General features: G+C 40.3%; 19 protein-coding genes and 5 pseudogenes. 13 read left to right on the forward strand and 11 right to left on the reverse strand.

All coding sequences use genetic code 11. The features are described 5' to 3' along the window. The 6 genes from FGQ53_RS11990 to FGQ53_RS07290 all read left to right on the forward strand — a co-directional run. A partial coding sequence (locus FGQ53_RS11990) for a DUF1542 domain-containing protein (RefSeq protein WP_229090346.1) occupies positions 1–703 on the forward strand: 703 nt, incomplete at its 5' end. 832 nt (positions 704–1535) lie between these two features. After that, positions 1536–2429 carry an ABC transporter ATP-binding protein gene (locus FGQ53_RS07270; protein ID WP_138337260.1) on the forward strand — a complete coding sequence of 298 codons (894 nt, stop codon included), beginning with the start codon at positions 1536–1538 and terminating at the stop codon, positions 2427–2429. Beyond that, on the forward strand, positions 2426–3625 hold the full coding sequence (locus FGQ53_RS07275; RefSeq protein ID WP_138337262.1) for an ABC transporter permease: 1200 nt from the start codon (positions 2426–2428) through the stop codon (positions 3623–3625). Before FGQ53_RS07270 ends, FGQ53_RS07275 begins: the two co-directional genes overlap by 4 nt. 210 nt (positions 3626–3835) lie before the next feature. Next, a complete protein-coding gene (rplM, locus tag FGQ53_RS07280; protein ID WP_001044624.1) occupies positions 3836–4282 on the forward strand; it encodes a 50S ribosomal protein L13 in 447 nt (148 codons plus the stop codon). An 18-nt stretch (positions 4283–4300) separates the two neighbouring features. Further along, complete coding sequence (rpsI, locus tag FGQ53_RS07285) at positions 4301–4693, forward strand: 30S ribosomal protein S9 (RefSeq protein ID WP_000075973.1); 393 nt, start codon at positions 4301–4303, stop codon at positions 4691–4693. Between the two features lie 228 nt (positions 4694–4921). Beyond that, positions 4922–6394 carry a peptide MFS transporter gene (locus tag FGQ53_RS07290; RefSeq protein ID WP_171019106.1) on the forward strand — a complete coding sequence of 491 codons (1473 nt, stop codon included), beginning with the start codon at positions 4922–4924 and terminating at the stop codon, positions 6392–6394. A gap of 50 nt (positions 6395–6444) precedes the next feature. Here the strand turns inward: FGQ53_RS07290 and FGQ53_RS12310 are convergent, their stop codons facing one another. The 7 genes and pseudogenes from FGQ53_RS12310 to FGQ53_RS07325 form a co-directional block, all read right to left on the reverse strand. After that, on the reverse strand, positions 6445–6540 hold the full coding sequence (locus FGQ53_RS12310; protein WP_413777561.1) for an IS3 family transposase: 96 nt from the start codon (positions 6538–6540) through the stop codon (positions 6445–6447). A gap of 384 nt (positions 6541–6924) precedes the next feature. Further along, positions 6925–7401 carry a glutathione peroxidase gene (locus FGQ53_RS07300; protein WP_138337265.1) on the reverse strand — a complete coding sequence of 159 codons (477 nt, stop codon included), beginning with the start codon at positions 7399–7401 and terminating at the stop codon, positions 6925–6927. After that, positions 7398–7976 (reverse strand): annotated as a pseudogene (locus FGQ53_RS07305) (DUF3278 domain-containing protein). Before FGQ53_RS07305 ends, FGQ53_RS07300 begins: the two are co-directional and overlap by 4 nt. Positions 7977–8002: 26 nt before the next feature. Beyond that, positions 8003–8329 (reverse strand): hypothetical protein, encoded by a 327-nt coding sequence (locus tag FGQ53_RS07310; RefSeq protein WP_138337268.1) that lies wholly within the window; start codon positions 8327–8329, stop codon positions 8003–8005. A 10-nt stretch (positions 8330–8339) separates the two neighbouring features. Continuing rightward, complete coding sequence (locus FGQ53_RS07315; RefSeq protein WP_138337271.1) at positions 8340–8582, reverse strand: hypothetical protein; 243 nt, start codon at positions 8580–8582, stop codon at positions 8340–8342. A gap of 10 nt (positions 8583–8592) precedes the next feature. Continuing rightward, a complete protein-coding gene (locus FGQ53_RS07320) occupies positions 8593–9132 on the reverse strand; it encodes a DUF3278 domain-containing protein (protein WP_138337273.1) in 540 nt (179 codons plus the stop codon). A 15-nt stretch (positions 9133–9147) separates the two neighbouring features. After that, positions 9148–9342 (reverse strand): helix-turn-helix transcriptional regulator, encoded by a 195-nt coding sequence (locus FGQ53_RS07325; protein ID WP_138337276.1) that lies wholly within the window; start codon positions 9340–9342, stop codon positions 9148–9150. Between the two features lie 166 nt (positions 9343–9508). Between FGQ53_RS07325 and rsmH the strand changes: the two genes are divergently transcribed. From rsmH to FGQ53_RS07350, 5 genes are all read left to right on the forward strand, one after another. Further along, positions 9509–10459, forward strand: coding sequence for a 16S rRNA (cytosine(1402)-N(4))-methyltransferase RsmH (rsmH, locus tag FGQ53_RS07330; protein WP_138337279.1), 951 nt, complete (start codon positions 9509–9511; stop codon positions 10457–10459). A gap of 9 nt (positions 10460–10468) precedes the next feature. Beyond that, entirely contained in the window at positions 10469–10786 is a 318-nt protein-coding gene (gene ftsL, locus FGQ53_RS07335; protein WP_000227825.1) for a cell division protein FtsL, read from the forward strand. A 3-nt stretch (positions 10787–10789) separates the two neighbouring features. Further along, a complete protein-coding gene (gene pbp2X / locus FGQ53_RS07340; RefSeq protein ID WP_138337282.1) occupies positions 10790–13042 on the forward strand; it encodes a penicillin-binding protein PBP2X in 2253 nt (750 codons plus the stop codon). Position 13043: 1 nt separating this feature from the next. Beyond that, positions 13044–14024 carry a phospho-N-acetylmuramoyl-pentapeptide-transferase gene (gene mraY / locus FGQ53_RS07345; RefSeq protein WP_138337284.1) on the forward strand — a complete coding sequence of 327 codons (981 nt, stop codon included), beginning with the start codon at positions 13044–13046 and terminating at the stop codon, positions 14022–14024. 533 nt (positions 14025–14557) lie between these two features. Further along, the gene (locus tag FGQ53_RS07350; protein WP_138337287.1) at positions 14558–16663 is read left to right on the forward strand and encodes an ATP-dependent Clp protease ATP-binding subunit; all 2106 of its coding nucleotides are present in this window, start codon (positions 14558–14560) and stop codon (positions 16661–16663) included. 62 nt (positions 16664–16725) lie between these two features. Here the strand turns inward: FGQ53_RS07350 and FGQ53_RS07355 are convergent, their stop codons facing one another. Further along, on the reverse strand, positions 16726–17208 hold the full coding sequence (locus FGQ53_RS07355) for an S-ribosylhomocysteine lyase (RefSeq protein ID WP_000032547.1): 483 nt from the start codon (positions 17206–17208) through the stop codon (positions 16726–16728). A gap of 94 nt (positions 17209–17302) precedes the next feature. Beyond that, positions 17303–18753: pseudogene (locus FGQ53_RS07360) on the reverse strand (DUF1846 domain-containing protein). Between the two features lie 186 nt (positions 18754–18939). On the opposite strand from FGQ53_RS07360, the gene FGQ53_RS07365 reads away from it, so the two are divergent. Further along, positions 18940–20550: a glycoside hydrolase family 13 protein gene (locus FGQ53_RS07365; RefSeq protein WP_138337289.1), complete on the forward strand. Its 1611-nt coding sequence runs from the start codon at positions 18940–18942 to the stop codon at positions 20548–20550. A 198-nt stretch (positions 20551–20748) separates the two neighbouring features. Then, positions 20749–21680: pseudogene (locus tag FGQ53_RS07370) on the forward strand (ABC transporter substrate-binding protein); the annotation flags it as partial. Between the two features lie 311 nt (positions 21681–21991). On the opposite strand, the pseudogene FGQ53_RS12315 reads toward FGQ53_RS07370, so the two are convergent. After that, positions 21992–22241, reverse strand: a pseudogene (locus FGQ53_RS12315) (transposase); the annotation flags it as partial. A 105-nt stretch (positions 22242–22346) separates the two neighbouring features. Then, positions 22347–23048 (reverse strand): annotated as a pseudogene (locus FGQ53_RS07375) (IS30 family transposase); the annotation flags it as partial.

A 23048-nucleotide genomic window follows, 5' to 3' on the forward strand; every position in this document is an offset into this window, starting at 1 on the left:
AGAAAAAGACAAAGCGATCGACGCTAACGACAAACTTTCAGATGCAGAAAAAGCAGCAGCGAAAGCAGAAGCTAAGAAAGCAGCAGACGATGCTAAGAAAGCGATCGATGAAGCGAAAGATCAAGCTGGAGTAGACGCAAAAGCAACTGAAGGAACAAATGCAGTAAAAGCAGTAAACCCAGCAACAACAAATCATGGAAATGAAGGAAATGGAGCAAATAACGGAGATAATAACACTGAAGCCAAAGTTAATAAAGCTAAGTTAGAAAGTGCTACCCATCAATTAGATGAATTAATCATCAAAGAATCAGCTAAGCTTGATGCAGAAACTGCAAAAGAAGCGAATACATTATCAGCAGATGCTAAGAAAGTATTTGCTAATGTAGACGCAACTCAAGCAGAAGTGGATGCAATGGTTAAACGTATCGAAGACTTCATGGCGAAAGTTGCTCCATCAACTGATCATGCAACTACAGCTAACGACCAATCTGCTCAAACATCAGCTGTAGCTCCAGCTACTACTCAAGCAGCATCTAATGCTAGCCAAACAGTATCAGCACAAGCAAATGCGCGTAAAGCGGCTAAAGAATTGCCAAATACAGGTACAGTGGATTCTACTGTGGCTATGGTAGCAGCAGCTGCAAGTGCATTACTTGGTCTCGGTCTTGCAGGACGTCGTCGTAAAGAAGACGAAGAAGCTTAATTGGTAGATTGTTTGATAAACATCAGATGATAAATCCGATTTTCAAAGCTTAAGCAAGTACCTCTCGTAAAAAATCTCCTAGCAGGAAAGCCTGCTAGGAGATTTTTGATACAGGTAAATTGAGTAGTGAATCTAAAGCCTATAGTGGATTGAATCTAGAATAGTACGCCATGGTTGCTAAAATATTTCTATACATTAATTTGACTTTCCTAATCAATTTGTTCACATCTTATTTCAATCTACTGTAAATTTCATGGAATCTCATGAGGTAATGAGAGGTTTAGGTCAACTTGATTTCAAAAAATTTTTAGGTTTAAGAATGACTATTCATATAGAGATAGGTAATTCTTCAAAGATGGTAGTCATATAGAGGACGATGGTTGTTAAGTAATGTTTTAATTGATAATAGTTGCTATTTGATGATGTTTTATTTCAAAGTAAATAGATAAGATTTTTATTTTTGACAAATGGGAACATATGATGTAATGATTTTTAGGGAAAAGCTATTTGGAATAAAGGAGTTGCTCAAATAACCATTCAGGATCAAAAATAGACAGTTGAGGAGCGGAAGGTATAAATTAAGTTTTCTACTGTATAATGGATTTATCACTAATACTCTTCGAAAATCAAATTCAAACCACGTCAGCTTCGCCTTGCCGTACTCAAGTACAGCCTGCGGCTAGCTTCCTAGTTTGCTCTTTGATTTTCATTGAGTATAAAAGTACTCCAGGCCATATTTTACATAGCAATAGTCTTCTAAAAATGAACAGAAATCATTGTAAAGGCTATCAAAAAGGAGTATAATGAGTGAAAGACATTTCGGAGGTGAAAGATGCTAGAAGTAAGAAATCTAGAGAAAAGTTTTGGATCTAAGCAAGTTTTGTTTGGTATTGACTTTCAAGCGCGACTAGGTCGTATTTTGGGACTAGTCGGGAAAAATGGTGCTGGAAAAACAACAATTTTCCACAGTATTTTGAAGTTTTTAGAATATCAAGGAGAAATCAGTCTAGATGGTCAGGATATTCGTCAGGAGACCTACGCTCGGATTGGCTATCTGCCTGAAGAACGCAGTCTCATGCCTAAATTGACAGTCCTTGAACAAGTTCGTTATTTGGCGACTCTAAAAGGCATGGATGCCAAGGAGGTCAAGGAAAAACTCCCTCAATGGATGAAGAGGTTGGAAGTGAAAGGAAAGCTGACAGATAAAATTAAGAGTCTGTCAAAAGGAAATCAGCAGAAGATTCAGCTCATCATTACTCTGATTCATGAACCAGACTTGATTATCTTGGATGAGCCTTTCAGTGGTTTGGACCCAGTCAATACAGAATTGCTCAAACAAGTCATTTTTCAGGAAAAAGAGCGCGGAGCAACCATTATCTTCTCTGATCATGTTATGACTAATGTTGAGGAACTTTGTGACGATATTCTGATGATTCGAGATGGCCGTGTGGTCTTGCATGGACCGGTTCAGGATGTCCGTAATCAATACGGGAAAACGCGTCTCTTTGTTTCAAGTGAACGAAGCAAGGAAGAATTGGAAAACCTTCCTCATGTCAAACAGGTGAGCTTGACCAAACAAGGTAGTTGGAAATTGATATTGGAGGATGAGAGTGCTGGTAGAGAGCTCTTCCCAATCTTGACTCAAGGGCAATATATCGCAACCTTTGACCAACAAGCTCCAACAATCGATGAAATCTTTAAACTAGAATCAGGGGTGGAAGTATGAGAAATATGTGGGTTGTAATGAAGGAAACCTATCTTCGGCATGTCAAGTCGTGGAGTTTCTTCTTTATGGTGATTTCGCCGTTCTTATTTATCGGTCTCTTTGGAGGAATTGGCTATCTCCAAGGTCCTTCAATGGCTAAAAATGATAAAGTGGCAGTAGTGACAACAGTGCCGTCTGTAGCAGAAGGACTGAAGAATGTAAATGGTGTTAACTTTGACTATAAAGACGAAGCAAGTGCCAAAGAAGCGATTAAAGATGAAAAATTAAAAGGCTATCTGACTATTGACCAAGAAGATAGTGTTCTAAAGGCAGTTTATCATGGCGAAACGTCGCTTGAAAATGGAATTAAATTTGCAGTTACAGGTACCCTCAATGAACTACAAAATCAGCTTAATCGTTCAACGGCCTCCTTATCTCAAGAGCAGGAAAAACGCTTAGCGCAGACAATTCAATTTACAGAAAAGATTGATGAAGCCAAGGAAAATAAAAAGCTTATTCAAACAATTGCAGCAGGCGCCTTAGGATTCTTTCTTTATATGATTCTGATTACCTATGCGAGTGTGACGGCTCAGGAAGTTGCTAGTGAAAAAGGCACCAAAATTATGGAAGTCGTCTTTTCTAGCATAAGGGCTAGTCACTATTTCTATGCGCGGATGATGGCTCTGTTTCTAGTGATTTTAACGCATATTGGGATTTATGTTGTAGGTGGTCTGGCAGCCATTTTGCTCTTTAAAGATTTGCCATTCTTGGCTCAGTCTGGTGTTTTAGATCACTTGGGAGATGCTTTCTCACTGAATACATTGTTCTTTATTTTGGTCAGTCTCTTTATGTATGTAGTCTTGGCAGCCTTTCTAGGTTCTATGGTTTCTCGTCCTGAGGATTCAGGAAAAGCCTTGTCGCCTTTGATGATTTTGATTATGGGTGGTTTTTTTGGAGTGACAGCTCTAGGTGCAGCTGGTGACAATCTCATCTTGAAGATTGGTTCTTATATTCCCTTTATTTCGACCTTCTTTATGCCGTTTAGAGCTATTAATGGTTATGCAAATGGGTTAGAAGCTTGGATTTCACTTGCCATAACGGTTGTCTTTGCAGTCACTGCAACAGCCTTTATCGGACGCATGTATGCTAGTCTAGTCCTTCAAACGGATGATTTGGGAATCTGGAAAACCTTTAAACGTGCTTTAGCTTATAAATAGGAGAGCCTCGCAAAAGCGAGGTTTTTCTAGATGTTAAACACCGAAATCGGTAAAAATATTTTTCATATCTATTGACTTTTAGTAGTAAAATTTGGTATGATAGTAGACGGTATTGTTTACCCCATTTGTAAGGCCCCGGAACCTTTCAAATACCCCGCGGACCGGAACATCCGCCCTGTAAACAAAAACGATATTCATATAGGAGAAATCATGAACAAAACTACATTCATGGCTAAACCAGGCCAAGTAGAACGCAAATGGTACGTTGTTGACGCAACTGATGTACCTCTTGGACGCCTTTCAGCAGTTGTTGCTAGCGTACTTCGCGGAAAAAACAAACCAACATTTACACCACATACTGATACAGGTGACTTTGTGATTGTTATCAATGCTGAAAAAGTTAAATTGACTGGTAAAAAAGCAACTGATAAAATCTACTACACTCACTCAAACCACCCAGGTGGATTGAAACAAATCTCTGCAGGTGAACTTCGTTCTAAAAATGCAGTACGTTTGATCGAAAAATCAGTTAAAGGTATGCTTCCACACAATACTCTTGGCCGCGCTCAAGGTATGAAGTTGAAAGTATTCGTTGGAGCTGAGCACACTCACGCTGCACAACAACCAGAAGTTCTTGATATTTCAGGACTTATCTAAGGAAAGGAACAATAAAGTATGTCACAAGCACAATATGCAGGTACTGGACGTCGTAAAAACGCTGTTGCACGCGTTCGCCTTGTTCCAGGAACTGGTAAAATCACTGTTAACAAAAAAGATGTTGAAGAGTACATCCCACACGCTGACCTTCGTCTTGTCATCAACCAACCATTCGCAGTTACTTCAACTGTAGGTTCATACGACGTTTTCGTTAACGTTGTAGGTGGTGGATACGCTGGTCAATCAGGAGCTATCCGTCACGGTATCGCTCGTGCCCTTCTTCAAGTAGACCCAGACTTCCGCGATTCATTGAAACGCGCAGGACTTCTTACACGTGACTCACGTAAAGTTGAACGTAAGAAACCAGGTCTTAAGAAAGCTCGTAAAGCATCACAATTTAGTAAACGTTAATTCGAAAGAATTACTATACTTATACAGAGCACCTTTCGGGGTGTTCTTTTTTATACTTTCTTACTAAATTGGTAATTGAATCTTTATTTGATATTTTTTAATTGAAGATAAAGCGGAAACTAATCTAAATAGATCTTTTCAGAAAATTTTCTAAAAAAATAGGATTTGTTTGACATTTATTTGAAAATTATGTAAAATGAATTATTATATCGCTTAAGGAGAATATATATGGAAAAACAGAAAACATTTTTTGGACATCCTATTGGCTTGTCTACCCTCTTCTTCACAGAGATGTGGGAACGCTTTTCTTACTATGGGATGCGAGCTATCCTACTTTACTATATGTACTATAGTGTGCAAGATGGTGGGTTGGGGATGGATAAGACCACAGCTGCATCGGTTATGGCGATTTATGGCTCGCTGGTATTTTTGTCCTCGGTTGTCGGTGGTTTTGTCAGTGACCGTATTTTAGGAAGCCGTAAGACCGTCTTTTACGGTGGGATTATGATTATGCTGGGGCATATTGCTTTGTCAACACCTTTTGGACAAGTGGCTCTCTATCTTTCTATTGCCTTGATTATCTTTGGTACTGGATTTCTAAAACCCAATATCTCAGATATGGTTGGGGGAATTTATGAGAAAGAGGATGATAGGCGGGATGCAGGTTTTAGTATCTTTGTCTTTGGTATTAACTTAGGTGCCTTCGTTGCCCCTTATCTAGTGGGTTATCTAGGTCAGGAAGTTAATTTCCATCTAGGTTTCTCATTAGCTGCTGTTGGGATGTTCTTTGGTCTGGTGAAGTATGTTTTAGATGGGAAAAAATACCTGCCTGAATCAAGCCTTTACCCTACTGATCCACTTTCACAGAAGGACCAGCAGACCTTGATTAAGCGCTTGCTGATTACACTTGTCATGGTTATTCTGGTGGTTCTAGGTTTAGTCTTTACTCACCAGTTTAACGTGGATATGATTGTTAATATCTTTACAATAATTGCGGTAATCATTCCAATCTACTATTTCTTCAAAATTTTATCTAGTCAGAAAATAACTGCTACTGAGAGATCCCGAGTATTTGCCTACATTCCTCTATTTATCGCCGGAGTACTCTTCTGGTCTATTGAGGAGCAGGGTTCTGTTGTTCTTGCTCTATTTGCGGATGATCAAACTCGACTCTACTTTAATGTATTTGGGAATCAGATTTATTTCCCATCTAGCTTTTTCCAAAGTATCAATCCACTTTTCATTATGATTTATGTGCCGATTTTTGCGTGGTTGTGGGGGAAAATGGGTAAAAAGCAACCATCCTCTTCTAAGAAATTTGCTTACGGTTTATTTGCGGCAGGTTTATCTTTCTTGTGGATGATGTTACCAGGGATGCTTTTTGGAACAGATGTTAAGGTCAGCCCTTTCTGGTTGATTATGAGTTGGGCTATTGTGATTGTGGGGGAAATGTTGATTTCGCCTATTGGTCTATCAGTCACTACTAAGCTAGCACCAAAATCCTTCCAAGCACAAATGATGTCTATCTGGTTCTTGAGTAATGCTGCTGCCCAAGCTATCAATGCTCAAATTGTAAAATTTTATACAAGCAAAACTGAGGTCGCTTACTATGGAATTGTTGGAGGAATTACGATTGTATTCAGTATTATCTTATTCTTCTACGTTCCACGTATTGAAAAGCTAATGTCTGGTATCAAATAGAGAAAAACTGGAATTTCTGTAGGGATTTTAAAAGTTGGAGCAATTATTTATTAAAAGGATTTAGTTCTGTATTGTACAGGGCTAAGTCCTTTTAGTTTGATTAAAATTCTCGATGTTTCTGATATTCCTAGTAGACATTTGTCCACTTTTTCTATTTATAGTAGATTGAAATAAGATGTGAACAAATTGATTAGGAAAGTCAAATTAATGTATAGAAATATTTTAGCAACCATGGTGTACTATTCTAGATTCAATCCGCTACAATACTCAATGAAAATCAAAGAGCAAACTGGGAAACTAGCCGCAGGTTGCTCAAAACACTGTTTTGAGGTTGTAGATAAGACTGACGAGGTCAGCTCAAAACACTGTTTTGAGGTTGCAGATAGAACTGACGAAGTCAGTAACATATATATGGCAAGGCGACGTTGACGCGATTTGAAGAGATTTTCGAAGAGTATAAGTCAAAGCCAATCAAAAAATCTCACTATTCATTAGGCTAAAGGAGGCCTAAGAATAGTGAGATTGTGAAATTATAGTAGGTTTTGTATGGCCTCTTCAATTTGTTTTGGATCTGTTTTGGAAGAGAAGCGTTCAAAGACCTGGCCATCTCGACCAATGAGAAACTTAGCGAAATTCCATTCGATTCGTTTTCCTAGTGGGCCAGATTTCTGGTCTTTCAACCAAACGAAGAGAGGTTCTGCTTCCTTACCGTTAACCTTGATTTTGGCAAAGCGTGGGAAAGTGGTTTGATAGTTTAGGCTACAGAAGTTGTTGATTTCCTCTGCATTGCCGGGTGCTTGTCCCATAAACTGATTGCAAGGGAAATCTAAGATTTCAAAGCCCTGATCTTGATAGCGGTCATAGAGTTCTTGGAGTCCTTGGTACTGGGGCGTTAAACCACATCCAGTAGCAGTGTTGACAACCAAGAGAACCATACCACGATAGGCATCTAGGGGAGTTTTTTGATTGTCTTGGTTCAAGACTGAAAAATCGTATAGTGAGGTCATTGATTGCTTTTCTCCTTCTGTTTGGTATGTTTAGGAGTTTTCTCCTCCTGTAGTGATAGAAATCCGTAGGTCAGGGTTCCAAAAATGCTACCGATAATCAGGCCCTACATTAGGAAAGGAACACTTTTATCGAATTGCATGAGTAACTTCACAAAATCTGGAAGGGACATCTGCTGAACGAAGACTTTATGAAAGATGAGTAAGGTAAAGAAGCCAATCTGAATGCCAATAAACACAACCCAGCTTCGGAATTTGATTTGAGCTTTGCTGTAGGTTTTAAGGATGATTTCTGACTTGTCATTTTTTTCCAGATGGAGTTCTTTGACGGCTCTTTGAGTTTTTAAAGTAATGAAAAAAATGAGTCCAGAGTATACGTAGGGCATGGCATAGCGAACCACTTCTATGAAGCGTCCAAATAATAGATAAAACAAGAAGAGAAAGAAGGAAGAATAAACGATTTGGACCATGGAACGGGCACAGGCTTTGTAGATAATCTCTTGCCGGCATTCATCAAAAGGGCCTTGGATATGAAAGAGATTTCGGAGTAGGCGAGTGGTTAAGTCTTCTTTTTTCATGCTAGTAACCTCCTAAATGAGCGGTTTTACTGATTTTCTTTTACGAATTGATAGAGATAATAAAGATAAGTGATAGAAGAAAGGCTAGCGATAGTCAACAGTAAATAATATTTCCAACCGCTTGAGATGAGCATCAGTTGTGGAAAAGATAGAATCATAAAGTATAGTGCTAAGTTGAGTATGCGCGTTTTTTGGGAGTCAATCTTTAGATAAGTCAGTCCTGTGTTAAGTGCTGGAATAAAGACTAGCACGAGGAATATCTCGCTGATTGGCAAGTTCCCTGAAATGATGATGAAGGTGAGCAGAGAACTGAACAAAAGATGATAGGTAAGTAAAGTTACTAGTGATTTCATAGGGGACCTCCTAATTCTGGTCTTTTTTAGCTCTTGCAATACGAGGTGAGTCGACAATATGTATCATCACTCCGAAAAAGAAAGCTCCCAGTATAGTTTTAAAAATATGTTTTGTATTTAGAAGAGAACTGATAAAATTTGGCTTTTCACTTGTTAGGGTATCAATGAGTGGAATTATAAAAAATATCACGGTTCCATAAATCGAACCTGCTTTTAGACCAGGATAAGGTAACTGTTTCTTTTCTTTTTTCATGAGTTGGCTCCTAATCATCCTGGTCTTCCTTGGCTTTTGCAATGCGACGGGAGATGAGGAACTGTATGCTCGCTCCGAAGAAGATAGAACCGAGAATGCTTGATACACCATTTCTTATAGTGAGGAGAGAATGAAAATAGTCCTGACCTTCACCTATGAGTATACTGAGAAGAGGCGTTATAAAAAACATCCATAGACCAAAGAACAAACCTGCTTTAAGACTTGGGTAGTATAGTTGCTTACTTTCTTTCTCGCTCAGCATATCTGGATCAATAGCTGTAATCCCTGTTTTTTTGGTTTGGGAGAGCACATAGAGAGCAGAAATCATCGAAATGCCGAATACCACAAGAGGATAGCCGATAGCGACAATTTGTGGGTATTTATAAGCAAGGACAAAGGGAATAAGATTACCTAAAGTCATGAGGTAAAAGAGAATCACAAAGATTTTATTACCGATACGATCAGCTTCGCGCCGTTTGTGTTCGTCAAGAGGGCCAGAAATGCCATAAATGCGTTTGATTAGTTTTTCAGTGAAGGTTTCTTTTTTCATGAGTTGGCTCCTTTTTTAAAAATTATCCTCCCAAAAGAGACTGTTGAGGTCAGTTTGGAGGCTACGGGCAAGATTGAGACAGAGTTCCAGAGTTGGATTGTACTTGTCGTTCTCAATCATATTGATGGTTTGTCTCGAGACACCGATATATTTGGCGAGCTCGAGCTGGGAAATGCCCAGTTCTTTGCGAAATTCTTTCACACGATTCATCTGTTCTCCTTTCTGATTTGTGTCGTATATATTTGACTACATTATATTCTTCTATAGAGTGAATGTCAAGCATATTTGACATATTTCTTAAAGAAATCTTACTTGTTTTTGGTCTATTTGTCTGACTAGTGCAAGCTGGTCGGATTTGTGGTAAAATAGATAAGATATGACAAAAGAATTTCATCATGTAACGGTCTTACTCCACGAGACGATTGATATGCTCGACGTAAAGCCTGACGGTATCTACGTTGATGCGACTTTGGGTGGAGCAGGCCATAGCGAATATTTATTGAGTAAATTAAGTGAAAAAGGCCATCTCTATGCCTTTGATCAGGACCAGAATGCCATTGACAATGCGCAAAAACGTTTGGCACCCTATATCGAAAAAGGGATGGTAACCTTTATCAAAGATAACTTCCGTCATTTACAGGCACGTTTGCGCGAAGCTGGTGTCCAAGAAATTGATGGAATTTGTTATGACTTGGGAGTGTCTAGTCCTCAGCTGGACCAGCGTGAGCGTGGTTTTTCTTATAAAAAGGATGCGCCACTGGACATGCGGATGAATCAGGATGCTAGTCTGACAGCTTATGAAGTGGTGAACCACTATGACTATCATGACTTGGTTCGTATTTTCTTCAAGTATGGTGAGGATAAATTTTCTAAACAGATTGCGCGTAAGATTGAACAAGCACGTGAAGTCAAGCCAATCGAGACAACGACTGAGTTAGCAGAAATTATCAAGTCGGCTAAACCGGCCAAGGAACTCAAGAAGAAGGGTCATCCTGCTAAGCAGATTTTCCAAGCTATTCGAATTGAAGTTAACGATGAGCTGGGAGCCACAGATGAGTCCATCCAGCAGGCTATGGATATGTTGGCTCTAGATGGTAGAATCTCAGTGATTACCTTCCATTCGCTAGAAGACCGCTTGGCCAAGCAATTGTTCAAGGAAGCTTCAACAGTTGAAGTTCCAAAAAGCTTGCCTTTCATTCCAGATGATCTCAAGCCCAAGATGGAATTGGTATCCCGTAAGCCAATCTTGCCAAGTGCAGAAGAATTAGAAGCCAATAACCGCTCGCACTCAGCTAAGTTGCGCGTGGCCAGAAAAATTCACAAGTAAGAGGAAAAAATGGTAGATAAAAAAGAAACAACCAGTCAATTCTTGCAGAGTCGTATAAAAAAATTCTCCCGTGTGGAGAAGGCTTTTTATCTTTCCATTGCGTTTACAGCTCTCGTTTTGGCGCTTAGTATTATTTTTATGCAGACTCGACTCCTACAAGTACAAAATGATTTGACAAAAATCAATGCGCAGATAGAAGAGAAGAAGACAGAGTTGGATGATGCCAAACAAGAGGTAAATGAATTGTTGAGGGCAGAACGCTTGAAAGAAATCGCAAATTCTAAGGACTTAAAATTGAATAACGAGAATATTCGATCAGCGGAGTAAGATATGAAGTGGACAAAAAGAATAACCCGATTTGCGATTAGAAACCGTAAATCTCCAGCAGAAAACCGTAAAATAGTGGGGAAGTACATCAGCTTGTTAGCTGTCGTACTTTTCGCTGTCTTTTTGGTCAATTTTGCTGTTATTATCGGGAGTGGTAGTAAATTTGGAGCGGATCTAGTCAAAGAGGCCAAGAAAGTTCACCAAATAACCCGTACAGTCCCTGCCAAACGTGGGACTATTTATGACCGAAATGGAGTCCCGATTGCTGAGGACGCAACCTCCTATAATGTCTATGCTGTCATTGATAAAAAATACAAATCAGCAACGGGTAAAATTCTTTATGTAGAAGATGCCCAGTTTAATAAGGTAGCAGAGGTCTTCCATAAGTATCTGGCTATGGACGAGGCTTATGTTAAAGAACAATTGTCTCAACCGAATCTGACTCAAGTTTCTTTTGGTGCCAAAGGAAATGGAATTACCTATGCCAATATGATGGCTATTAAAAAGGATTTGAAAGACGCGAGTGTTGAAGGAATTGACTTTACAACTAGCCCTAACAGAAGCTATCCAAATGGACAATTCGCTTCTAGTTTTATTGGATTGGCCCAACTCCACGAAAATGAGGATGGTAGCAAGAGTTTGCTGGGAACTTCTGGGATGGAGAGTTCCTTGAATAGTATTCTTGCAGGGAAAGACGGTATTATTACTTATGAAAAGGATCGTCTGGGTAATATTGTCCCCGGAACTGAACAAGTGTCCCAGCAAACGGTAGATGGCAAGGATGTTTATACAACTATTTCCAGCACCCTTCAGTCCTTCATGGAGACACAGATGAATGCCTTTCAAGAGAAAGTAAAAGGCAAGTATATGACAGCAACCCTGGTTAGTGCTAAAACGGGAGAAATTCTTGCAACAACGCAGAGACCAACCTTCGATGCTGATACTAAGGAAGGACTTACCAAGGACTTTGTTTGGCGTGATATCCTCTATCAAAGTAACTATGAGCCGGGGTCAACCATGAAGATCATGACGCTCGCTGCTGCTATTGATAATAACACTTTCCCAGGAGGAGAAGTTTTCAATAGTAGTGAGTTAAAAGTAGCAGATGCTACTATTCGAGATTGGGACGTCAATGAAGGATTGACTGGTGGAAGAATGATGACCTTTTCTCAAGGGTTCGCGCACTCAAGTAACGTTGGGATGACGCTTCTTGAGCAAAAGATGGGAGATGCTACCTGGATTGATTATCTAAATCGCTTTAAATTTGGTGTTCCGACTCGGTTTGGTTTGACGGATGAGTATGCAGGTCAACTTCCAGCTGACAATATCGTCAATATTGCTCAGAGTTCATTTGGACAAGGTATTTCAGTGACCCAAACCCAAATGATTCGTGCCTTCACGGCTATTGCCAACGATGGAGTCATGCTAGAACCTAAATTTATCAGTGCCTTGTATGACCCAAATGACCAATCTGTTCGGAAATCTCAAAAAGAGATTGTAGGGAATCCTGTTTCCAAAGATGCAGCCAGTCTAACTCGAACCAACATGGTTTTGGTAGGAACAGATCCCGTTTATGGAACCATGCATAACCACAGCACAGGCAAGCCAACTGTAACTGTTCCTGGTCAAAATGTAGCTCTCAAGTCTGGTACAGCCCAGATTGCCGATGAGAAAAATGGAGGTTACTTGGTTGGTACGACCAATTACATTTTTTCGGCTGTATCGATGAACCCTGCTGAAAATCCTGATTTTATCCTCTATGTGACGGTTCAACAGCCCGAGCATTATTCAGGTATTCAGTTGGGGGAATTTGCCAATCCTATCTTGGAAAGAGCAGTGGCTATGAAAGATTCCCTTAACCTCCAATCTACCGCTAAAACGTTAGATCAGGTAACCAATCAAAGCGCTTATGCCATGCCTAGCATCAAGGACATTTCACCTGGCGATTTGGCGGAAGCCTTACGTCGCAATATTGTGCAACCAATCGTTGTGGGAACAGGAACAAAGATTAAAGAATCATCTGTAGAAGAAGGGACGGATCTTGCTCCTAACCAGCAAGTTCTCCTCTTATCTGATAAAGCAGAGGAAGTTCCAGATATGTATGGTTGGACAAAAGCAACCGCAGAAGCTTTTTCTAAGTGGTTAAATATAGAACTTGTATTTGAAGGTTCGGGCTCTACTGTGCAGAAGCAAGATGTTCGTGCTAATACAGCTATCAAGGACATTAAAAAAATTACATTAACTTTAGGAGACTAATATGTTTATTTCCATCAGTGCTGGAATTGTGACATTTTTACTAACTTTAGTAGGAATTCCGGCCTTTATCAAATTTTATAGAAAGGCGCAAATTACAGGCCAGCAGATGCATGAGGATGTCAAACAGCATCAGGCAAAAGCTGGGACTCCTACAATGGGAGGTTTGGTTTTCTTAATTGCTTCTGTTTTGGTTGCCTTCTTTTTTGCCCTATTTAGTAGCCAATTCAGCAATAATGTAGGAATGATTTTGTTCATCTTGGTCCTTTATGGACTTGTCGGATTTTTAGATGACTTTCTCAAGGTCTTTCGTAAAATCAATGAGGGGCTGAATCCTAAGCAAAAATTGGCTCTTCAGCTCCTAGGTGGGGTCGTTTTCTACCTTTTCTATGAGCGCGGTGGCGATATGCTTTCTGTCTTTGGTTACCAAGTGCATCTAGGGATTTTCTATATTGTCTTCGCTCTTTTCTGGCTAGTCGGTTTTTCAAACGCAGTCAACTTGACAGACGGTATTGACGGTCTAGCTAGTATTTCCGTTGTGATTAGTTTGTCTGCCTATGGAGTTATTGCCTATGTGCAAGGTCAGATGGATATCCTTCTAGTGATTCTTGCTATGATTGGTGGTTTGCTTGGTTTCTTTGTCTTTAACCATAAGCCTGCTAAAGTCTTTATGGGAGATGTGGGAAGTTTGGCTCTCGGTGGAATGCTGGCAGCTATTTCTATGGCTCTCCACCAAGAATGGACTCTCTTGATTATCGGAATTGTTTATGTCTTTGAAACAACTTCGGTTATGATGCAAGTAAGTTATTTCAAAATGACTGGTGGTAAACGTATTTTCCGTATGACGCCTGTGCATCACCATTTTGAGCTTGGAGGATTGTCTGGTAAAGGAAATCCTTGGAGCGAGTGGAAGGTTGACTTCTTCTTTTGGGGAGTGGGGCTTCTAGCAAGTTTCCTGACCCTAGCAATTTTGTATTTGAGATAAGAATGGCACCCTGATGTTTCAGGGTGTTTTTGCTGTTTAAAAAATATTAGTCAATTAAAGTCAAAATCCTTGACCTTTTCTGACTAATGTAGTATATTATGAACGTAAGGTAAATGAAAGCCTTACTAGAACGCTTATACTCAATGAAAATCAACGAGCAAACTAGGAAGTGCTCAAAACACTGTTTTGAGGTTACAGATAGAACTGACGAGGTTTGAATAGATTTTCGAAGAGTATAAAAAACATTGGTCAATCAAAGTCAAAACTCTTGACCTTTTCTGACTAATGTAGTATATTATGAACGTAAGGTAAATGAAAGCCTTGCTAGAACACTTATTTAAAGTAAAATAGAAAGAGGTGGGGTCTATGTTTAATCTAGAAATCTTCAGAAGTAAAGATAGTCTACTCCTGCTTGAAAAAGAAAAACCAGAAATAGTACGTAGAGTAGCAATCTAGCTAGTCTAAATTTTTTAAAATAAAGGTCAAAGATAGTCAATATCAGTAATAATAAATAACAAAAAGAGGTAAAGAATATGAACAACAACTTTAATAATTTTAATAACATGGATGATTTATTTAACCAATTGATGGGTGGTATGCGAGGATACAGTTCTGAAAATCGTCGTTACTTGATTAATGGACGTGAAGTGACACCTGAGGAATTTGCTCACTATCGTGCAACAGGTCAATTACCAGGAAATGCAGAAGCTGATGGACAAATGCAACAACAGGTTTCAGGTATGAAACAAGATGGTGTCCTTGCTAAACTGGGTCGAAACTTAACAGCAGAAGCGCGTGAGGGCAAGCTGGATCCTGTTATCGGACGAAACAAGGAAATTCAAGAAACATCTGAAATCCTCTCACGCCGTACTAAGAACAATCCTGTTTTGGTTGGAGACGCAGGTGTTGGTAAGACAGCCGTTGTCGAAGGCTTGGCACAAGCCATTGTGAACGGCGATGTTCCAGCTGCTATTAAGAATAAGGAAATTGTTTCCATTGATATCTCAGGTCTTGAGGCTGGTACTCAATATCGTGGTAGCTTTGAAGAAAACGTTCAAAACTTAGTCAATGAAGTAAAAGAAGCGGGAAATATCATTCTCTTCTTTGATGAAATTCATCAAATTCTCGGTGCTGGTAGCACTGGTGGAGACAGTGGTTCTAAAGGGCTTGCGGACATTCTCAAGCCAGCCCTCTCTCGTGGAGAATTGACAGTGATTGGAGCAACGACTCAAGACGAATATCGTAACACTATCTTGAAGAATGCAGCACTTGCTCGTCGTTTCAACGAAGTCAAGGTCGATGCCCCTTCAGCAGAGGATACCTTTAAAATCCTTCAAGGAATTCGTGATCTCTATCAACAACACCACAATGTCATCTTGCCAGACGAGGTTTTGAAAGCAGCGGTGGATTATTCTGTTCAATACATTCCTCAACGTAGCTTGCCAGATAAGGCTATTGACCTTGTCGATGTAACGGCAGCTCACTTGGCGGCTCAACATCCTGTAACAGATGTGCATGCTGTTGAACGTGAAATTGAAGCAGAAAAAGACAAGCAAGAAAAAGCTGTCGAGGCGGAAGATTTTGAAGCAGCTCTAAACTATAAAACACGTATTGCAGAATTGGAAAAGAAAATCGAAAACCACACAGAAGATATGAAAGTGACTGCAAGTGTCAACGATGTGGCTGAGTCTGTGGAACGAATGACAGGTATTCCAGTGTCACAAATGGGAGCATCAGACATCGAACGATTGAAAGATATGGCTCATCGCTTGCAAGACAAGGTGATCGGCCAAGACAAGGCGGTTGAAGCTGTGGCTCGTGCCATCCGTCGTAACCGTGCTGGTTTTGATGAAGGCAATCGCCCAATCGGCAGCTTCCTCTTTGTAGGACCAACTGGTGTTGGTAAGACAGAACTTGCTAAGCAATTGGCACTGGATATGTTTGGTACCAAAGAGGCCATCATTCGTTTGGATATGTCTGAATACAGTGACCGCACAGCCGTTTCTAAACTAATTGGTACGACAGCTGGTTATGTGGGTTACGATGACAATAGCAATACCTTAACAGAACGTGTCCGTCGCAATCCTTACTCTATCATTCTCTTGGACGAAATTGAAAAGGCTGATCCTCAAGTCATTACTCTTCTCCTCCAAGTCTTGGATGATGGTCGTTTGACAGATGGTCAAGGAAATACAGTGAACTTCAAGAATACTGTCATTATTGCGACTTCAAATGCGGGATTTGGCTATGAAGCCAACTTGACAGAAGATGCGGACAAACCAGAATTGATGGACCGTTTGAAACCATTCTTCCGTCCAGAATTCCTCAACCGCTTTAACGCAGTTATCGAGTTCTCACACTTGACTAAGGACGATCTTTCTAAGATTGTAGACTTGATGTTGGCTGAAGTTAACCAAACCTTGGCTAAGAAAGACATTGATTTGGAAGTCAGCCAAGCAGCTAAGGACTTTATCACAGAAGAAGGCTATGACGAAGTTATGGGTGTTCGTCCTCTCCGTCGCGTGGTTGAACAACAAATTCGTGATAAGGTAACAGATTTCCACTTGGATCATCTAGATGCCAAACATCTGGAAGCAGATATGGAAGATGGTGTTTTGGTCATTCGTGAAAAAGCTTAATACAGAATTTTGAGGATAAAAAAAGAAGGAACCAGCTGAAAAAACTGGTTCCTTTTTTACGTTTAAATCACATGACGCTCAAAGGCATCATCTGAAATCCCTTGTTCTAGAATAAGTTTCGCCCATTCTTTAGCAGAAAAGAGGCTGTGGTCCTTGTAGTTTCCGCAAGATTCGATGGTTGTTCCAGGGACATCTTCCCAAGTAGTAGTCTCAGCGATTTCCTTGAGCGAATCCTTGATAACAGCTGCAATCTCGGCGCTAGTATGGCGTCCCCACATAATCATGTGGAAACCTGTACGGCAGCCAAATGGCGAACAGTCAATCATACCGTCAATTCGGGTACGGATGAGTTTGGCTAAGAGGTGTTCAATGGTGTGAAGGCCAGCGGTAGGGATAGAGTCCTCATTTGGTTGCACCAAGCGAATATCATAATTGGAGATGATGTCTCCTTTTGGCCCTGTTTCTTCCCCAATCAAGCGGACATAGGGTGCTTTAACAATGGTGTGGTCAAGTTCAAAACTTTCAACAATAACTTCTTTTGACATGGTAAATCCTTTCAGTTTTCTTCTTTCATTATAACATAAAGCTGGCTCCTGAGACAGAGAGAAAACCTCTCCGAGGGTGGAGAGGTTGAAATCGTTACTTACGATACAAGCGGTCGTATTGGTAGTAAGGGTCAAAGGTTACATTGATACCCAATTTGCGAAGGACGTTCTTGTCTTCATCTGTCAAGATGATGGTTGAGTGAGCTTCGCTTCCTTTGAGGTTGCCAAGTTCTTCCATAGCACGAGTAGCATCAGGATTTTCTGTAGCTGTGATGGCAAGAGCAATCAGGATTTCATTTGAATGAAGGCGTGGATTGTGGCTACCCAGATGATCAATTTTAAGACCTTGGATTGGTTTGCCAAGTTCAGGTTCGATGAGTTTTACTTCTTTAGCGATGTCAGCTGATTTCTTGATGGCGTTGATCAAGGCAGCGGCTGTTGGGCCAAAGAGCTCTGAGTTCTTACCAGTGACAATTTCTCCGCTTGGCAATTAAGGGCTGGGGCTGGTCCGCCAGTTTCTTCTGCTTTTTGACGGGCAACAACGGCAACCTTACGGTCTGCAGGTGTGATGCCGAGGTCATTCATGAGCAACTCAATTTTCTTGACAGCAGCTTCGCCAACTTTTTCAGCCTTGAAGTCAAGAACAGTTTGATAGTAGCGACGGATGATTTCTTGTTTAGAAGCTTCGACAGCAGCCTCATCATCAGTAATAGCGAAACCAACCATGTTGACACCCATGTCTGTTGGAGAAGCGTATGGAGATTCGCTGAGAATGCGTTCTAACATGCGCTTGAGCACTGGGAAAATTTCAATATCACGGTTGTAGTTGACAGTGGTTTCTCCATAGGTTTGAAGATGGAATGGGTCAATCATGTTGACATCGTCAAGGTCTGCTGTGGCAGCCTCATAGGCCAAGTTGACTGGATGATGAAGGGGAAGGTTCCAGAATGGGAAGGTTTCAAATTTAGCGTAACCAGACTTGATGCCATTGAGTTGGTCGTGGTACATATTGGACATACAAGTGGCCAATTTTCCAGAACCAGGTCCAGGAGCTGTTACGACAATCAAGTTTCGACTGGTTTTGATGTAGTCGTTTTTCCCCATGCCTTCTGGAGAAATGATGTGATCCATATCTGTTGGATATCCTTTGATTGGATAATGAAGATAAGAATCAATCCCGTTTTTCTCAAGTTGGTTGCGGAAGGCATCTGCAGCTGGTTGGCCAGCGTACTGTGTGATGACAACGGAACCAACAAAAATCCCTAATTCATTGAATTTATCAATCAAGCGAAGAACTTCTTGGTCATAAGAAATGCCCAAGTCACCACGTGCTTTAGAGTGTTCGATGTTGCTAGCGTTAATGGCAATCACAACCTCAACCTGCTCTTTCAATTCTTGCAAGAGCTTGATTTTGTTGTCAGGTTCATAACCAGGAAGGACACGAGCAGCGTGGAAATCTTCTAACATTTTGCCACCAAACTCCAAGTAGAGCTTGCCGTCAAATTGGTTGATGCGCTCCAAAATGTGGTCGCGCTGTAGATTCAGATATTGTTCAGAACTAAAAGCTTGTTTTTTTCATGTTTTTACCTCTGACTTCTATTATAATAAAAAATTGGAAGTTAGGAAACTACGGAGCTAAAAAAGAAATTAGAAAGATTAAGCAAACGCTTGCACAAAATTCCAAAAAACGCTATCATAGACTATAGATTATTAAAATAATGAGGTGAGAAGATGCAAGAAAAATGGTGGCACAATGCCGTGGTCTATCAAGTCTATCCAAAGAGTTTTATGGATAGCAACGGAGATGGAATTGGTGATTTACCAGGTATTACCAGTAAGTTGGACTATCTAGCCAAGCTAGGAATCACAGCGATTTGGCTTTCTCCGGTTTATGACAGTCCGATGGATGATAATGGTTATGATATTGCTGATTATCAAGCGATTGCAGCTATTTTCGGGACTATGGAGGATATGGACCAACTGATCGCAGAAGCTAAGAAGCGTGATATCCGTATTATTATGGACTTGGTGGTCAATCATACCTCGGATGAACACGCCTGGTTTGTCGAGGCCTGTGAAAATCCTGACAGCCCCGAACGCGACTACTATATCTGGCGGGATGAGCCCAATGATTTGGAGTCTATCTTTAGTGGATCTGCTTGGGAATACGATGAAAAGTCAGGTCAGTACTATCTCCACTTTTTCAGCAAGAAACAGCCTGATCTCAACTGGGAAAATGAAAAACTACGCCAGAAAATTTACGAGATGATGAACTTCTGGATTGATAAGGGCATTGGCGGTTTCCGTATGGATGTCATTGACATGATTGGGAAAATTCCTGATGAGAAGGTAGTGAATAATGGTCCTATGCTCCACCCCTATCTCAAGGAGATGAACCAAGCAACCTTTGGAGATAAGAATCTCTTGACAGTAGGGGAGACCTGGGGAGCAACGCCAGAAATCGCTAAACTTTACTCTAATCCAAAGGGACAAGAATTGTCTATGGTCTTCCAGTTTGAACACATCTGTCTTCAATATCAGGAAGGGCAACCTAAGTGGCATTACCAAAAAGAATTAAATGTAGGGAAATTAAAAGAAATTTTCAACAAATGGCAGACTGAGTTAGGAGTTGAAGACGGCTGGAATTCCCTCTTCTGGAACAACCATGACCTTCCTCGCATCGTCTCTATCTGGGGAAATGACCAAGAATATCGTGAAAAATCTGCCAAAGCCTTTGCAATCTTGCTTCATCTCATGAGAGGGACTCCTTATATCTACCAAGGTGAGGAGATTGGAATGACCAACTATCCTTTTGAAACGCTGGAGCAAGTAGAAGATATTGAATCCCTTAACTATGCGCGTGAGGCTCTTGAAAAAGGTGTTCCGATGGAAGAAATCATGGACAGTATCCGTGTCATTGGACGTGATAATGCCCGTACCCCAATGCAATGGAATGAGAGTGAAAACGCTGGTTTCTCAACAGGTCACCCTTGGTTGGCAGTCAATCCAAACTATCAAACCATCAACGTTCAAGAAGCGCTGGCAAATCCAGATTCTATTTTCTATACCTATCAGAAACTGATTCAAATCCGTAAGGAGAACAGCTGGCTGATTCGAGCTGACTTTGAATTGCTTGATACGGCTGACAAGGTCTTTGCCTATATCCGTAAAGATGGCGACCGTCGTTTCTTAGTTGTGGCTAACTTGTCCAATGAAAAACAAAACTTTTCAGTAGAATGGAGAGTTAAGTCAATCTTGATTGAAAACACTACTGCTAAAGAAGCAGTTGAAAAACAGGTCTTGGCACCATGGGATGCTTTCTGTGTGGAAATGACTAACTAAAATGAGAGAACCTCAAGCTTTTGTAGTTTGGGGCCTTTTTAGTAAAAATTATGTAGAAAAGTCTTTAAAAATATTTGTTAGAATTTTCTAAAAAACTGGCAAAATCCCTTGTATTTATAAAAAATAAGGTATAATGGTGAAAATACTATCTTGAAGGAGACGCTTATGAGATCAGGAAAGTAGCTTTTAGGAGCGGGAGTGACCTTGAGTGCAGCCCTTCTGTTAACAGCTTGTGGGCACAGCGAAAAGAAGGCTGATGCACCCAAGATATTCTCTTATGTCTATGCTTTGGATTATAGTGTAACGAGCAAGAGTTCAACTTCTGATGTCATAGCGACCGTTGTCGATGGTCTTTTGGAAAATGATAAGTATGGAAACTTGATTCTGGCGCTTGCAGAAGACTGGTCTGTTTCTAAAGATGGTTTGACTTATACCTACAAACTTCGTAAGTGTGTAAAATGGTATACTTCTGAGGGAGAAGAGTATGCTGAAGTCAAGGCACAGGACTGAAACACGCAGCTGATGGGAAATCAGACGGTCTCTCTCCTTCGGGATTCTATCGAAGATTTGGTTGCCTACATCAGTGATAAAACAATGACTTTTCTACTGTAGGAGTCAAGGCGGTTGACGATTACACGGTAGATACACGCTCAACAATCGAGAAAGCTTCTGGAACTCTAAAGTCACAACGGCAACCATGCTTCCAGTAAATGAAGAATTTTTGAATTTTAAAGGAAACGATTATGGTTCGCCAACAATATCAAGTATCCTTATCAGTCATTGAGTATGAAAAGAATCCAAACTACTGGGATAAGGACAACGTTAAGATTGACAATGTCAAACTAACTTCCTACGATGGATAAGACAAAGAATCTTTGATTTGTAGCTTTACACAAGGTGCCTATACAACAGCCTGTCTCTTTCCAACAAGCTCAAACTTTGAGTCAACTAAGAAAGAGTATGGCGATAAGATTGTCTACAGTCCACAAGAAGCGACAAGCTACTACCTCACCGTTAACGTAAACCGCCGGTCTTACAATAAAACAACCAAAACAGACGAGGTTCAAAAAACTTCAACGAAAGAAGCACTTCTCAAAAAGAAGCAGATGCCGAGAATAAAGATATCGCTAAGCGTTATGAAAAATACGCTGAAGCTCAAGCATGGATGATTGACAATTCTCTAATCATGTCTGCTATGTCAAACGGGTGGTACAGTCTCTGTAGCCAAAGCAACTCCATTTACACGTGCCTACTTAAAGGGTGACGAAAATAATTATAAGTACATGAGACTGCAAAAAGATCCTGTTACCAAGAAATAATTTGATGAGACCAAGGCTAAGTGAGAAGAGAGTAAAAAGGCTATCGAAAAATGCCAAAAAGAGTTTGAAAATCATATCAAATAAAAACAGAAATGGAGCCTCCATAATAAGGGACCTTGTTTTTATTTTGATAAATTGTAAAATATAGCTAAGAAAAAGGCGAATTTCAAGTTCAAGTTAGCTATCCAGAAGAAATTCTCTGGGTGACTTGTAGTTCAAGCATTTTTTAGGATAGTTATTAATCCAATTTTCGATTAAGGCGACTTCTTTAGGAGTCGTTTTCTTAGTTCCTTTAGGTAACCATCTACGAATGAGCCTGTTGTGATTCTCATTAGTTCCCCTTTCCCAAGAGGCATAGGGGTGCGCATAATATAGTAGATTGAAATAAGATGTGAACAAATTAATTAGGAAAGTTAAATTAATTCCTAGAAATATTTTAGCAGCCGTGGTGTACTACTCTAGTTTCAATCCACTATAGATATGTTCCTTAGAAAACACATCAGACAATCGGTTGAATTCCGTTCCATTATCTGCCGTGATGGAAAGAATTTGATGCTGTTTTAAGATGAGTTTTAGAGCCTGATTGACCGATTCAGCGCTTTTATTTGGAATTAATCGGATGATTTGATATCTAGTCCTTCGATCAGTTAAGACCAGTAAACAATAGTTTTTCGCTCTTGTAAGCAGAACCGTATCAATCTCATAATGCCCATTTTCCAATCGCAGATTGATAGCTTCAGGACGCTGTTCGATAGATTGACCAGCGGGTTTAAAGTTCGGACTAGCTTGTTTCTTAACAGATTTTCCTTTTCTAGGATAAAGCAGTTCCTGTTTGGTTAACCCCAATTTTCCATGATGAATCCAGTAGTAAATGGTTGAAATTCCTACGTCAACTCCCTTAGCCATAACCATCATTTCAGGCGAAAATTTTTGGTTATGATAGTGGAGAATCTTTTCCTTTAGTTCCTTGGTCAAGCTTGATTTCTTGACCGAGCGCTTCCGATTTCTTTCATAAGATTGTTGAGCATAGTCGGCAGAATAAACCTCTTTGAAGCGCCCTTTTCCAAGACATTGTCGTACTGTCCCACGCTTGATTTCAGTGTGGATAGTTTGAGGAGCTTTTCCAAGTAGAGAGGCAATTTCTCTATTTGATTTTCCTTCTTTTTTCCATCGTTCAAT

Source organism: Streptococcus mitis (genome assembly GCF_005844455.1).
Classification (GTDB): Bacteria; Bacillota; Bacilli; order Lactobacillales; family Streptococcaceae; genus Streptococcus; species Streptococcus mitis_BF.

What these genes read in the sequence shown, in the direction of transcription:
- FGQ53_RS07270 (WP_138337260.1), top strand. Translation starts at nt 1,536, where the DNA reads ATGCTAGAAGTAAGAAATCTAGAGAAAAGTTTTGGATCTAAGCAAGTT.
- FGQ53_RS07275 (WP_138337262.1), top strand. Translation starts at nt 2,426, where the DNA reads ATGAGAAATATGTGGGTTGTAATGAAGGAAACCTATCTTCGGCATGTC.
- rplM (WP_001044624.1), top strand. Translation starts at nt 3,836, where the DNA reads ATGAACAAAACTACATTCATGGCTAAACCAGGCCAAGTAGAACGCAAA.
- rpsI (WP_000075973.1), top strand. Translation starts at nt 4,301, where the DNA reads ATGTCACAAGCACAATATGCAGGTACTGGACGTCGTAAAAACGCTGTT.
- FGQ53_RS07290 (WP_171019106.1), top strand. Translation starts at nt 4,922, where the DNA reads ATGGAAAAACAGAAAACATTTTTTGGACATCCTATTGGCTTGTCTACC.
- FGQ53_RS07300 (WP_138337265.1), bottom strand. Translation starts at nt 7,401, where the DNA reads ATGACCTCACTATACGATTTTTCAGTCTTGAACCAAGACAATCAAAAA.
- FGQ53_RS07310 (WP_138337268.1), bottom strand. Translation starts at nt 8,329, where the DNA reads ATGAAATCACTAGTAACTTTACTTACCTATCATCTTTTGTTCAGTTCT.
- FGQ53_RS07315 (WP_138337271.1), bottom strand. Translation starts at nt 8,582, where the DNA reads ATGAAAAAAGAAAAGAAACAGTTACCTTATCCTGGTCTAAAAGCAGGT.
- FGQ53_RS07320 (WP_138337273.1), bottom strand. Translation starts at nt 9,132, where the DNA reads ATGAAAAAAGAAACCTTCACTGAAAAACTAATCAAACGCATTTATGGC.
- FGQ53_RS07325 (WP_138337276.1), bottom strand. Translation starts at nt 9,342, where the DNA reads ATGAATCGTGTGAAAGAATTTCGCAAAGAACTGGGCATTTCCCAGCTC.
- rsmH (WP_138337279.1), top strand. Translation starts at nt 9,509, where the DNA reads ATGACAAAAGAATTTCATCATGTAACGGTCTTACTCCACGAGACGATT.
- ftsL (WP_000227825.1), top strand. Translation starts at nt 10,469, where the DNA reads ATGGTAGATAAAAAAGAAACAACCAGTCAATTCTTGCAGAGTCGTATA.
- pbp2X (WP_138337282.1), top strand. Translation starts at nt 10,790, where the DNA reads ATGAAGTGGACAAAAAGAATAACCCGATTTGCGATTAGAAACCGTAAA.
- mraY (WP_138337284.1), top strand. Translation starts at nt 13,044, where the DNA reads ATGTTTATTTCCATCAGTGCTGGAATTGTGACATTTTTACTAACTTTA.
- FGQ53_RS07350 (WP_138337287.1), top strand. Translation starts at nt 14,558, where the DNA reads ATGAACAACAACTTTAATAATTTTAATAACATGGATGATTTATTTAAC.
- FGQ53_RS07355 (WP_000032547.1), bottom strand. Translation starts at nt 17,208, where the DNA reads ATGTCAAAAGAAGTTATTGTTGAAAGTTTTGAACTTGACCACACCATT.
- FGQ53_RS07365 (WP_138337289.1), top strand. Translation starts at nt 18,940, where the DNA reads ATGCAAGAAAAATGGTGGCACAATGCCGTGGTCTATCAAGTCTATCCA.